The sequence below is a fragment of the Sulfurivermis fontis genome (genome assembly GCF_004001245.1).
GTDB classification, from domain to species: domain Bacteria; phylum Pseudomonadota; class Gammaproteobacteria; order Thiohalomonadales; family Thiohalomonadaceae; genus Sulfurivermis; species Sulfurivermis fontis.
Genome location: NZ_AP018724.1, coordinates 1833213 through 1846036 on the forward strand (window position 1 = coordinate 1833213; position 12824 = coordinate 1846036).

Below are 12824 nucleotides of genomic sequence, written 5' to 3' on the forward strand. Positions count from 1 at the left end.
GCCCGCAGGCGGCCTTGCCGTATGGCGCTGACTACACGGCGTCAGACGCGGTAGTTGGGCGCTTCCTTGGTGATCTGCACGTCGTGTACATGGCTCTCGCGGATGCCGGCACCGGTGATGCGCACGAATTCCGGCTTGGTACGCATCTCGTCGATGGTCTTGCAGCCGGTGTAGCCCATGGAGGAGCGCAGACCACCCATCAGCTGGTGAATCACCGGCTGCAGCGGCCCCTTGAACGGCACACGGCCCTCGATGCCTTCCGGCACCAGCTTGTCGGCCTCGTTGCCTTCCTGGAAGTAGCGATCCGACGAACCCTGCGAGGATGCCATGGCGCCCAGCGAGCCCATGCCGCGATAAGATTTGTAGGAGCGGCCCTGGAACAGCTCGACCTCACCCGGCGCCTCCTCGGTGCCGGCGAACATGCCGCCCAGCATCACCGAGTAGGCGCCCGCCACGATGGCCTTGGCCAAGTCGCCGGAATAGCGGATACCGCCGTCGGCGATGAGCGGCACATCCGTGCCCTTCAGCGCCTCGGCCACATTGGCCACGGCGGTGATCTGCGGCACCCCGACGCCGGCGACGATACGGGTGGTGCAGATGGAGCCGGGGCCAATGCCGACCTTGACGCCGTCGGCGCCGGCGTCGACCAGGGCCAGTGCAGCGGCAGCGGTGGCGATGTTGCCGCCAATGACCTGCAGGTCGGGGAAGTTGTTCTTGGCCCAGCGTACACGGTCCAGCACACCCTGGGAGTGGCCATGGGCGGTATCGACAACAATCACGTCCACACCGGCCTCGACCAGGGCGGCGATACGCTCATCGGTGCCGGCGCCCACGCCGACGGCGGCGCCCACGCGCAGGCGACCCAGCTCGTCCTTGCAGGCATTGGGCTTGTCGGTGGCCTTCTGGATGTCCTTGACGGTAACCATGCCCTTGAGACGGAAGGCGTCGTCCACCACCAGCACCTTCTCGATGCGATGCTCGTGCAACAGGCGCTTGATCTCTTCCTTGTCGGCGCCTTCCTTGACGGTCACCAGCTTGGCCTTGGGGGTCATGATGGCGGAAACCGGGGCATCGTAACGGGTCTCGAAACGCAGATCGCGATGGGTGACGATGCCCACCAGACCGCTGGCATCCACCACGGGAACACCGGAGATGCCATAGGCGCGGGTCAGTTCCAGCACCTCACGGATACTGGCGGTGGGAGCGACGGTGATGGGATCCTTGATCACACCGCTCTCGAACTTCTTGACCTTGCGCACCTCGGTGGCCTGCTGCTCGACGGTCATGTTCTTGTGGATGATGCCGATGCCGCCTTCCTGCGCCATGGCAATGGCGAGGCGGGCCTCGGTGACGGTGTCCATGGCCGCAGAAACCAGCGGCAGGTTCAGGGTGATGCCGCGGGTCAGGCGGGTCTTGAGATCCACTTCCTTGGGCAGGACGGTGGAATGGGCCGGAACCAGCAATACGTCGTCGAAGGTAAGGGCTTCCTGAACAATGCGCATAGACGATCCGCCTTAGGAGATGTGGTCGGGAAATAAACGGGCGATTATACGTTTCCATCCCGCAGCGGTAAACCTCCCGATGTCCCCGCTGGCCTGTGGAATAATCAGACCCTCTGCAGCCACCTGATCGAAGTCCCTGACCAATAAATCCACTGGAGGAGCAATGATGCGCAAGACTATCCTGGCCCTGGCCGCCACCACCCTGCTCGGCGCCGGTTGCGCCACACCGACGGTGAGCAAGCCCGCCGATGCCGAGTCGGCCGCCGCCGCCATCGCAGCGGCCGAAGCCAGCCGCGCCGCGGCCGCCGCGGTCGGATACGAGTGGCGCGACACCGCCCAGATGATCGCCGATGCCAAAAAGGCGGCGGAAGAGAAGGATTTCGACAAGGCCGTGAAACTGGCCGGGCAGGCTGAACAGCAAGGCCGGGCCGCTGTTGCCCAGCACAAGCAGCAGATGGAAGCGGTCAAGGCATACTGATCCCCCGCGCCGAGGCAAGGGCCGGACGGCCCTTGCCTCGGCGACGTACCAGCCAGTCCCTTACCCCCTCCCCGGCCGCCCGCCCGCTGGCGAAACAGGCGGTCAGCAGATAGCCACCGGTCGGCGCCTCCCAATCCAGCATCTCGCCGGCACAAAACACCCCCGGCAGCCCGCGCAACATCAAGTGCTCATCCAGTGCCTCGAAACGCACGCCCCCGGCACTACTAATGGCCTCATCGAGCGGGCGTGTCGCCCGTAGCGGCAGTGGCAGGGCCTTGAGCGCCGCCGCCAGCCGCGCCGGATCGCGCAGTACCTCCACCGGGACCAACTCACGCAACAGGCCGGCCTTCACCCCGTCGATACCGGCATGGCGGCGCAGGTGCTTGGCGAGACTGTCGCGTCCGCGCGGCCGTGCCAGATCGGCCGCCAGGCGCGCCTGTTCCCGCCCGGGCACCAGATCGAGCAGCGGCACCGCCCGCCCCTCCGCGGCAATGGCCTCGCGCAAGGGCGCCGACAGGGCATACACCACGCCGCCCTCCACGCCGTATTCCGTCACCATCAATTCACCCTGGCGGCGCTCACCGGCAAAGCTGACCACCACCGGTTTCACCGGCTGTCCGGCATGGCGCGTGCGCAGGTGCTCGCTCCAGGCCACCTCGAAACCGCAATTGGAGGGCCGCAGGGGAGCAACCGCGATGCCGCGTCCCTGCAGCAGCGGAACCCAGGCGCCATCGGAGCCGAGCCGCGCCCAGCTGCCGCCCCCCAGCGCCAGCACTGTGGCGGCCGGCCGTCCCACAACCTCCCCTGAAGGTGAGGCAAAACGCAGGGCACCTGCCGCGTCCCACCCCAACCAGCGGTGGCGCACATGAAAGCGCACGCCGGCACTGCGCAAGCGGTGCAACCAGGCGCGCAGCAGCGGCGCCGCCTTCATGTCGGCGGGGAACACCCGCCCGGAGCTGCCGACGAAGGTGGCGATGCCGAGGTCGTGGATCCACGCCCGCAGCGCGTCCGGGCCGAACCGGGCCAGCAGGGGCGCAAGGTATTCACGGCGGGCGCCGTAGCGATCGATGAAGCGTTCCAGCGATTCGGAGTGGGTGATGTTCATGCCGCCCTTGCCGGCCATGAGGAACTTGCGCCCCACCGAGGGCATGGCGTCGTACACGTCCACCTGCACGCCGGCGGCGGCGAGCACCTCAGCCGCCATCAGGCCGGCAGGGCCGCCGCCGATGACGGCAACGTTCGTGGTGGGAGCTTCAGACATCATGCATTCCGAGAATATCCGCTGCCTCAGGCGCACCGCGTGGGCATGCCGCAAATGAAAAAGGGGCTTCCCCTGCGGGAAGCCCCTTTTTGAATTGGTGCCCAGGAGAGGACTCGAACCTCCACGGTGTTACCCACTAGTACCTGAAACTAGCGCGTCTACCAATTCCGCCACCTGGGCAGGTGCAACGAAGGCGCGCACTTTACCCAAAGCGCCGGGGGCTTGTCAACAAGACGTTCGTGCCCCCGCAAGCGACAAATACCGCGCTCCGGACGAGGCGTGTGCGCGCCGGTGTTTCTCTCCGACTCAGTTGAACGGATGGCGCAACACGATGGTTTCGTTGCGGTCCGGACCGGTGGAAATGATGTCGATGGGCACGCCGGTCACCTCTTCGATACGCTTGAGATAGTTGCGCGCCGCCTGCGGCAATTTGTCGTATTCCTTCACGCCCACCGTCGACTCCTTCCAGCCCGGCATCTCCTCGTACACCGGCTTGCAGGCACTGAAGGCCTCGGCGCCGACCGGCGGCGTATTGCGCGTGACACCGTCGCACTCGTAACCGACACACAGGCGGATGGTGTCCAGACCGTCCAGCACGTCCAGCTTGGTGATGCACAGGCCGGTGACCGAGTTGATCTGGTTGGAGCGGCGCAGCGCCACGGCATCGAACCAGCCACAGCGGCGCGGACGGCCGGTGGTGGAACCGAACTCATGGCCGCGCTCGGCCATGTAGGCACCGACGGCATCCATCAGCTCCTTGCCGTCGTACAGTTCGGTGGGGAACGGACCGGCGCCGACACGGGTGGTGTAGGCCTTGGTGATACCCAGCACATAGTCGAAGTAGCACGGCCCGACGCCGCTGCCGGTGGAGGCACCGCCGGCGGTGGTGTTGGAGGAGGTCACGAAGGGATAGGTGCCGTGATCGATGTCCAGCAGCGCGCCCTGGGCCCCTCGAACATCACGTTCTCGCCGCGCTCGCGGTACTGGTGCAGCATCTCGGTGACATCGGCCACCAGCGGGCGCAGTTCCTCGGCCATGGCCATGCTCTCGTCCAGCACCTGCTGGAAGTCGACCGGATCGGCCTTGAAGTAGTGCTGCAGACAGAAGTTGTGGTAGTCCAACACCTCGCCCAGCTTGGCGGCGAAGCGTTCGCGGTGGAACAGGTCGCCCAGGCGCAGGCCGCGGCGGGATACCTTGTCCTCGTAGGCCGGGCCGATGCCGCGGCCGGTGGTACCGATGGCGGACTTGCCGCGGGCACGCTCGCGGGCGTGGTCCAGGGCCACGTGGTACGGCAGGATCAGGGGGCAGGCCTCGCTGATACGCAGGCGGTCGCGGGCCGGCACGCCGTTTTCTTCCAGCATGCGCAGCTCTTCCAGCAGGGCCGCAGGCGACAGCACCACGCCGTTGCCGATGAGACACATCACGCCCTCACGCAGCACGCCGGAGGGAATCAGATGGAGTACGGTCTTCTTGCCGTCGATGACCAGGGTGTGGCCGGCATTGTGGCCGCCCTGGAAGCGGGCCACCGCGCTGGCGCGGTCGGTAAGCAGGTCCACCACCTTGCCCTTGCCTTCGTCACCCCACTGGGTACCGATGATTACGACGTTCTTGCCCATTATTACCCCTAAAGTCCCGCCCGCACGCCTGCTTCCCCGGACGTTGCGGGTGTTGTGATGAATTTGGATACGGGAAAACTCGAAAACGCGGCCCGCTAGCCCAGCGCCGCCACCTGCCAGTGGCCATCGCGCAGTACCAGCTGGCGGTCACATCCCATCGCCGCCGCATCGCCCTGTTGCCCCGGCAGGGCACAGACCACCCGTTCGCCGCGCGCGCGCAGTTCATCCACCTGCCGCGCCAGTGCCGGGTCGTCGGCGCAGGGCGCAAAGATACCACGAACCCCCGGCAGGGTGGCAGTAGACAGGGCCAGCAGGGTCTTGAGGTCGGCGGAAAAGCCGGTGGCGGGACGGGCGCGGCCGAACACCCGGCCGATGTCGTCGTAGCGCCCGCCCTGGGCCAGGGCCTGGCCGCTGCCCGGGGCATAGGCGGCGAACACCGCGCCGGTGTGATAGTGGTAACCGCGCAGCTCGGCCAGATCGAAGTGCAGCGGCACCTCGGGCAGGGTGCGGCGCACCGCCGCGGCGATGGCCGCCAGATTGTCCAGGGCAGCCTGCACCTCGGCGCCGGCAGCGGCCAGCATGGTGCGCGCCGTTGCCAGGGCCTCTTCGCCGCCGTTGAGGTCGGCCAGTTGCAGCAGCATGCCGCGCATGACCTCGTCCAGCTCCAGACCGGCCAGCAAGGCCGCGATGTCCGGGCGTGACTTGCGCTGCAACGCATCGAACAGCCGCGCCTCCTGGTCCGGCGTCAGGCCCGCCTGACGGGCCAGGCCGCGGAAGATGCCGACATGGCCGAGGTCGAGATAGAGCCGGTCGAGACCGGCCGCGTGCAGGGTCGCCAGCATCAGGCGCAGCACCTCCACGTCGCTCTCGATGCCGGCGTGGCCGTACAGCTCGGCGCCCACCTGCAACGGGCTGCGGCTGCCGCCGTGCCCTTCCGGCCGGGTACGCAGCACGGTGCCCAGATAGCATAGACGGGTCGGCGTCACGCGCTTGAGATGGTGGGCGTCGATGCGCGCCACCTGCGGCGTCATATCGGCACGCACGCCCATCAGGCGGCCGCTCAGCTGATCGGTCAGCTTGAAGGTCTGCAGATCGAGGTCGTTGCCGGTACCGACGAGCAGTGAATCCAGATATTCGATGAACGGAGGCAGCACCAGCTCGTAGCCCCAGGCGCTGAACAGATCGAGCAGACGGCGGCGCAACAGCTCCAGCCGCCAGGCCCCCTCGGGCAGCACTTCCTCGATGCCTTCCGGCAATAACCAGCGTTCGCTTTCCATCAGTGTTTCAACCAGTAGACCAGTACCGCCCCCACCACCATCAACACCAGGCCTGCGGTGCGGATGGAGCGGTCATTCAGCTGCGCCAGCCCCAACATGGCCTTGCGGTAATTGCGCGGCGACAATGCAGGCAGCACCCCTTCCAGCACCAGCACCAGGGCCAGCGCCACCCACAGATCAGACCACATCACGATACCCCACAAAAAAACCGGGTGGCTTCCGCCACCCGCCAGGTGCTGCCCTGTTACTTGCGTGTGCCCGTCGCGTTGTTGAAGTACTGGAAAAACTCCGCACTGGGGTCCACCACCAGCATGTCCTGGGACTTGCTGAAGGTGTTGCGGTAGGCATCCAGACTGCGATACAGGGCATAGAATTCGGGGTTACGGCCAAAGGCCTTGGCGTAAATCTCCGCCGCCCGGCCGTCACCCTCACCGCGGATGCGTTCGGCATCACGATAGGCCTCCGCCAGGATCACGGTACGCTGGCGATCGGCATCGGCGCGGATGCGCTCCGCCGCCTCGGCACCGCGCGAGCGCAGATCCTTGGCCACACGGGAGCGTTCCGCCTCCATGCGATGGTACACCGAGCTGGAGACCTCGGCCGGCAGTTCGATGCGCTTGATGCGCACATCCACCACCTCGATGCCGAACTGCTTGGCCTGTTCGCTCATCTGGCTGGTGATGATGTTCATGATCTCGGAACGCTCACCGGAGATAGCCTCCTGCATGGTGCGCTTGCCGAACTCGCTGCGCAGACCGTCCTTGATCACCTGCGCCAGGCGCATGGCGGCCTGTTGTTCGTCACCGCGCATGGTCAGGTAATAGGTAGCGACATCGCTCACCCGCCACTTGATGAACGAATCGACGATGACGTTCTTCTTTTCCTGGGTCAGGTAACGCTCGGAATCCACTTCCAGGGTAAGGATGCGCTTGTCGAAGAAACGCACGTTGTTGATGAACGGGATCTTGAAATACAGGCCTGGAGCGTAGTCGGCACGGACGAATTCACCCAGACGGAACTTGATCGCCAGTTCACGCTCGTTGACCACGAAGACCGACATGGAGCCCAGCCAAGCCACGGCCAGCAGAGCAATCAAGGACAGCATTCCGCGCGACATTATCGCACCTCCCGTTGACGCAGATTGTCACGCAGACGGACGTCTGCGCGCGGCTGTTGTACCGGCGCGGCCGGCGCCGTGCCGAGCATATCGCCGGCGCCCATAGCGCCCAGCGGCGTCTCGCGCTGCATCAGCTTGTCCAGGGGCAGGTAGAGCAGGTTGTTGCCACCCTTGGTATCCACCAACACCTTGCTGCTCTGCGCCAGAACCGACTCCATCGCCTCCAGATAGAGGCGCTTGCGGGTCACGGCCGGGGCCTTTTCGTACTGCGCCAGTACGCTGAGGAAGCGTGCCGACTCACCTTCCGCCTGCGCAATCACCTGATCACGGTAGGCATTGGCCTCCTCGATCAGGCGCGCCGCCTGACCACGGGCCTTGGGCAGGATATCGTTGGCATAGGCCTCGGCCTCGTTCTTCAGGCGCTGCTCGTCCTCACGCGCCTTGACCGCATCGGCAAAGGCCCCCTGCACCTGCTCCGGCGCCTGGGCATCCTGCATATTGAGGTTGACTATGGTCAGACCGGCGTTGTAGCGATCGAGAATATCCTGTACCAGGGTCTTGATGCGATCCACCACGTCGGCACGACCGCCGGTAATCACGAAATCCATCTCACTCTGGCCGATCACCTCACGCACGGCGCTTTCCGTCGCCTCGCGCAGAGTCTGATCCGGGTCGCGCACGTTGAACAGATAGTCGCGCGCATTCTTTACCTGGTACTGCACAGTGAACTTGACGTCGATGATGTTCTCATCCTGGGTCAGCATCAGCGCCTCGTCGGCGCGGCGTCCCAGCTCGATGGAGCGGACGGTGGAGATATCCACCTTCTCCACCGTCTGGATGAAACGCGGAAACCAGTTGAGGCCCGGCATGGTGGTCGCCTTATAGGCGCCGAATTGCATCACCACGCCACGCTGGGTGGCATCGACGATATAGATACCGGACAGTGCCCACAGGGCCACGGCCAGCGCCAATACCAGACCGGCCGAGCCGGCAGAAGCGCCACCACCGTTGCGGCCGCGCCCCTGACCGAACAGGCCGCCGAATTTGTCCTGCAGCTTGCGCACCACCTCGTCGAGGTCCGGCGGTCCCTGCTCGTTGTTGCGGCCGCCCCAGGGGTCCTTGCCCCCGGAATTACCCGGTTCGTTCCACGCCATGAGTATCAGTACCTGTTGTTTTCGTTAACACCATACAGAGGGCGAAGTTTAGCCCTCTGCCTGCAAAGGGGGCAACAACGGGGCGAAATCCTGCTGCTTGTGTAGCTGCGCCAGATCGTGTGCCTTGATCTCCACATCCAGCAGCCACGCACCGCTGTCCTCCACCTGCTCGCCTTGTACCGCCTGGATGGCATACAGGGCGGCGCGCAGGCGGCCGGCACCGGGCGGCAGGCACAACCGTGCACGCACGGTCGCCGTTCGGAAGAAATCGGCAATGGCCTGCAGCAAAAGTTCCACGCCGGCGCCGCTGACGGCGGAAAGATGCACGCGCAGCGGCCGTCCCTCACTGTCGCGCTCCAGTTGCGGCTGGCCATGCTCCAGCAGGTCGATCTTGTTGTATACCTCCAGCTGCGGCACCGTGCCGGCACCGATCTCCTCCAGTACCGCCCGCACCTGCTCGATCTTCGCCTGCCGCTCCGGATCCTGCACATCGATGACGTGCAGCAGCAGATCGGCATCGCGGGTCTCCTGCAGGGTGGAGCGGAAGGCGGCGACCAGGTCATGGGGCAGATGGCGGATGAAGCCGACGGTGTCTGCCAGCACGATGCCCGTCCCGCCGGGCAGTTCGACCCGGCGCAGGGTCGGGTCGAGGGTGGCGAACAGCTGGTCGGCGGCATACACGCCCGCCGCGGTCAGGCGGTTGAACAGGGTGGATTTGCCGGCATTGGTGTAGCCCACCAGCGATACGGTGGGCAGCTCGGCCCGTTTGCGCGCCCGCCGCCCCTGCGCGCGCTGGCGGTCGACCTTTTCCAGACGCTTCTGCAACTGGCGGATGCGGTCCGCCAGCAGGCGGCGGTCGGTTTCCAGCTGGGTTTCGCCGGGACCGCGCAGGCCGATACCGCCCTTCTGCCGCTCCAGATGGGTCCAGCCGCGCACCAGCCGGGTGGACAGGTGGCGCAGCTGCGCCAGCTCCACCTGCAGCTTGCCCTCGTGGGAACGGGCGCGCTGGGCGAAGATATCCAGAATGAGGCCGGTGCGATCCAGCACGCGGCATTGCAGCAGGCGTTCCAGGTTGCGTTCCTGCGCCGGTGTCAGGGCATGGTTGAACAGCACCAGCTCGGCCTGATGGGACAGCACCGCCTCGCGCACCTCCTCGGCCTTGCCGCTGCCGATGAACAGCTTGGCGTCGGGGCTACGGCGAGTGCCGGTGACGATGGCCACCGGCTGGGCGCCGGCGGACACCGCCAGCTCCTCGATTTCCAGCAAGTCTTCCTTGTCGCCTTCCTGCGGTAGTTCCAGATGGACCAGAACCGCGCGTTCGCCTGTCTTCGGCCGGTCAAACACGGACGACACTCCACGCCGGGACTGCGGCAGGAAGAAGAAGGTACTTGGTGCCGCTGCGGCGCCGCACACACGGACGAGTCATGGCCATAAATGATGCCGCACGGGCGCTGCCCGTACGGCAGTGGTTCCTCTGCGTCTTCAGCGCCGCGGCGTTGGGGTTCAAGTCAGATGCGGTTACCGGGTTCGGCTTCGGCAGGTATATCATCCGGCCCCAGGTTCAGCTTGACGTTGCGCGCCGGTACCACGGTGGAAATGGCGTGCTTGTATACCATCTGGCTGACGGAATTCTTCAGCAGCACGACAAACTGGTCGAAGGATTCGATCTGGCCTTGCAACTTGATTCCGTTCACCAGGTAGATGGAGACAGGGATACGCTCCTTGCGCAGGGCGTTCAGATACGGGTCCTGCAGGGCTTGCCCTTTACTCATGGTGTTTCTCCTTTATTGTTATCCGCAACATGCGGTTTGGCGGCCAAAATCGGCCAAGTATCCCATTGTTTAAGTTAAGACTTCCCTGTTCGTGGGCAGTGTAACACAGGCCCGTGAGCTCAGTTAATGGCGTTGCGGTCCAGCAATTTCAACACCTTGTCCAGCAAATGGGGATCCATGCTGTCGAGCCAATGCACGTCCGGCTCACTGCGCAGCCAGGTGAGCTGGCGCTTGGCCAGCTGGCGGGTGGCCGTGATGCCCTGGGTCACCATCGTCGCGTGGTCCACCTCACCGGCGAGATAGCTCCACACCTGGCGATAACCGACACAGCGGATGGATGGCTTGTCCGGTCCCAGGTCGCCGCGGCGGAACAACCCCTCCACCTCACCGATCAGGCCGCGCTCCAGCATCAGGTGGAAACGCGCGTGGATACGCCGGTGCAACAACTCGCGCTCCGGCACCAGGGCCAGCGCGACGACCCGGTACGGCAAGGCGTCGCCGCCACCGCGCTGCAACTCGCTCAGGGGGCGGCCGGTCACCGCAAAAACCTCCAGCGCCCGTTGCAGACGCTGCGGATCGTTGGGATGAATGCGGGCCGCGGCCACCGGGTCCACCTCGCGCAGGCGCCGGTGCAGCGCCTCCCAACCCCGGCTCGCCGCCTCCGCCTCCAGGCGGGCGCGCACCGCCACATCGGCCCCCGGCAGATCGGACAGGCCGCGGCGCAAGGCGCGGAAATACAGGCCGGTGCCCCCGACCAGCAGCGGGATACGGCCGGCCGCGGCGATCGCCGCCATCTCGCGCAGGGCATCGGCACGGAAGCGGGCGGCGGAATAGGACTCGGCGGGATCGAGGATATCGATGAGACGGTGCGGGGCACGTTCCAATAGCGCGGCATCGGGCTTGGCAGTACCGATGTCCATGCCGCGATACACCAGGGCGGAATCGACACTGACGATGTCGCAGGGCAAACGCTCCACCAGCTCCACGGCAAGATCGGTCTTGCCCGCGGCGGTGGGGCCCATCAGCAGGATGGCCGGCGGCAATGCACTCATTGCAGCAGACGCTCCAGTTCGGCCGGCCCGAGCAACACCGTCACTCCCGCCGGCTGCATGGCCGCCGCCGCCACCAGGCCATCCCACTCACCCCGCTCCGGCAAGGTCGGGGTGATTGCGGCCAACACCTCGGCCAATGCCGCAGCGTCGGCCCCTGCCGTCAGTTGCTCCAGTGCCGAGTGCACCAATGCCTCCGGTGCGACATGACGCAGCAGCGCCGGAACCTGGCGCAGGATCCACTGCTGATCCCCCAGCATTTCCAACTGGAAACCAAAGGCGGCGAGCGTGGCACCATGCTGCTGCACCACGGCCTGCTGGGCGGGAGTCAACTGCAGGGTGAGCGGCAAAAGCAGCGGCTGACCGCGCACCCGTCCCTCTGTCGCCAGCGCGCTGCGCATCGCTGCCGCCGCCTGCCGTGCACGCACCGCCGGCAGATCGACAAGACGCACCCCCTGCTCACCCTCGTCCAACAGCAGGTAGCGCCCGGCCACCACACCGAGTTGCCGCACGTTGCCGGCAACAGCGGCGGATGAGGCTGGAGCCGTCTGGTAGCCGGCCGGCGCATCACGCACCGCCAGTACGTTCGCCGGTGCCGCCGCACTCTCGTCCACCGCCGCACGCAGGGCGCGGTAGAGAAAATCGTGCACCTGCCGTGTCTCGCGAAAACGCACCTCGTGCTTGGTGGGATGGACGTTCACATCCACCTGCGCCGGGTCCATTGCAAGATACAGGACGTAACCGGGATGACGGCCGGGATAGATGGCATCGCCATAGGCCTGGCGTACCGCATGGGTTACCACACGATCACGGATGACGCGGCCGTTGATGTAGAAATACTGCAGATCGGCCTGGGCACGCGCCGCCTCCGGTCGCAGCAGCCAGCCACGCAGTTGCAGGCCCGGCAGGGAGAAATCCACCGCCACCGCCTGTGGTACAAAGGACCGGCCACAAATCGCGGCAAGGCGCTGCTCGCGCTGCGCCGCCTCCTGGGCCGGCCGTACCGCCAGCACCTGGCGGCCGTTATGGCGCAGCGTGATGGCGACGTCGAAGCGGCTCAACGCGACGCGCCGCACCACCTCGGCGAGATGTTCGAACTCGGTGCGCTCGGCGCGCAGAAACTTGCGCCGTGCCGGTGTGTTGTAGAAGAGGTCACGCACCTCCACCGTACAACCGCGCGGGTGGGCGCAGGGGGCGATGGCGCCGCTGCTGTCGATGCGGTGGCCGTGTCCTTCCCCGGCACAGCGGCTGCTCAGGGTCAGGCGCGACACCGAGGCAATGCTGGCCAATGCCTCGCCACGGAAACCGAGGCTTGCCACCCGCATCAACTCGTCCTGACTGTACACCTTGCTGGTGGCGTGGGGTGCCAGAGCCAAAGCCAGGTCATCCGCCGCAATTCCTGTGCCGTCATCCTGCACACGGATCAAGGCCACCCCGCCCTGCTCCACTTCGACATCGATACGTGAGGCGCCGGCATCGAGACTGTTCTCCAGCAACTCTTTGACCACGGAGGCCGGGCGCTCCACCACCTCGCCGGCGGCGATCTGATTGGCAAGCAGGGGATCGAGGAGACGGATGCGCCGGGGAGATTGCGTCAT

10 protein-coding genes, 1 tRNA gene and 2 pseudogenes are annotated in these 12824 nt (G+C 65.9%); 1 reads left to right on the forward strand and 12 read right to left on the reverse strand.

Translation table 11 applies throughout. From position 1 onward, the window contains the following. Window positions 1-41: 41 nt before the first annotated feature. The gene (guaB, locus tag EP379_RS09355) at window positions 42-1502 is read right to left on the reverse strand and encodes an IMP dehydrogenase (RefSeq protein ID WP_127477550.1); all 1461 of its coding nucleotides are present in this window, start codon (window positions 1500-1502) and stop codon (window positions 42-44) included. 163 nt (window positions 1503-1665) lie between these two features. Here guaB and EP379_RS09360 point away from each other — a divergent pair, with 163 nt between their 5' ends. Next, a complete protein-coding gene (locus EP379_RS09360; RefSeq protein WP_127477551.1) occupies window positions 1666-1980 on the forward strand; it encodes a SoxAX-binding protein in 315 nt (104 codons plus the stop codon). Here the strand turns inward: EP379_RS09360 and EP379_RS09365 are convergent. The 11 genes and pseudogenes from EP379_RS09365 to mutL form a co-directional block, all read right to left on the reverse strand. After that, window positions 1967-3241 (reverse strand): TIGR03862 family flavoprotein, encoded by a 1275-nt coding sequence (locus EP379_RS09365; protein WP_127478881.1) that lies wholly within the window; start codon window positions 3239-3241, stop codon window positions 1967-1969. The two genes, EP379_RS09360 and EP379_RS09365, sit on opposite strands and share 14 nt — an antisense overlap. Before the next feature lie 95 nt (window positions 3242-3336). After that, window positions 3337-3421, reverse strand: a tRNA-Leu gene (locus EP379_RS09370). 126 nt (window positions 3422-3547) lie between these two features. Next, window positions 3548-4857: pseudogene (locus EP379_RS09375) on the reverse strand (adenylosuccinate synthase). A 95-nt stretch (window positions 4858-4952) separates the two neighbouring features. Beyond that, window positions 4953-6137, reverse strand: a complete 1185-nt coding sequence (locus tag EP379_RS09380; protein WP_127477552.1) for an ATP phosphoribosyltransferase regulatory subunit — start codon at window positions 6135-6137, stop codon at window positions 4953-4955. Continuing rightward, window positions 6134-6322, reverse strand: coding sequence for a DUF2065 domain-containing protein (locus tag EP379_RS09385; RefSeq protein ID WP_127477553.1), 189 nt, complete (start codon window positions 6320-6322; stop codon window positions 6134-6136). The genes EP379_RS09380 and EP379_RS09385 overlap by 4 nt, the downstream gene beginning before the upstream one ends. Before the next feature lie 56 nt (window positions 6323-6378). Beyond that, on the reverse strand, window positions 6379-7251 hold the full coding sequence (hflC, locus tag EP379_RS09390) for a protease modulator HflC (RefSeq protein ID WP_127477554.1): 873 nt from the start codon (window positions 7249-7251) through the stop codon (window positions 6379-6381). Next, entirely contained in the window at window positions 7251-8405 is a 1155-nt protein-coding gene (hflK, locus tag EP379_RS09395) for an FtsH protease activity modulator HflK (protein WP_127477555.1), read from the reverse strand. The genes hflC and hflK overlap by 1 nt, the downstream gene beginning before the upstream one ends. A 48-nt stretch (window positions 8406-8453) precedes the next feature. Further along, window positions 8454-9749 (reverse strand): ribosome rescue GTPase HflX, encoded by a 1296-nt coding sequence (gene hflX / locus EP379_RS09400; protein ID WP_127477556.1) that lies wholly within the window; start codon window positions 9747-9749, stop codon window positions 8454-8456. 164 nt (window positions 9750-9913) lie between these two features. Continuing rightward, window positions 9914-10177, reverse strand: a complete 264-nt coding sequence (hfq, locus tag EP379_RS09405) for an RNA chaperone Hfq (RefSeq protein WP_127477557.1) — start codon at window positions 10175-10177, stop codon at window positions 9914-9916. A gap of 119 nt (window positions 10178-10296) precedes the next feature. Continuing rightward, window positions 10297-11229: a tRNA (adenosine(37)-N6)-dimethylallyltransferase MiaA gene (miaA, locus tag EP379_RS09410; protein WP_127477558.1), complete on the reverse strand. Its 933-nt coding sequence runs from the start codon at window positions 11227-11229 to the stop codon at window positions 10297-10299. 131 nt (window positions 11230-11360) lie between these two features. Next, a pseudogene (gene mutL / locus EP379_RS09415) lies at window positions 11361-12824 on the reverse strand (DNA mismatch repair endonuclease MutL); the annotation flags it as partial.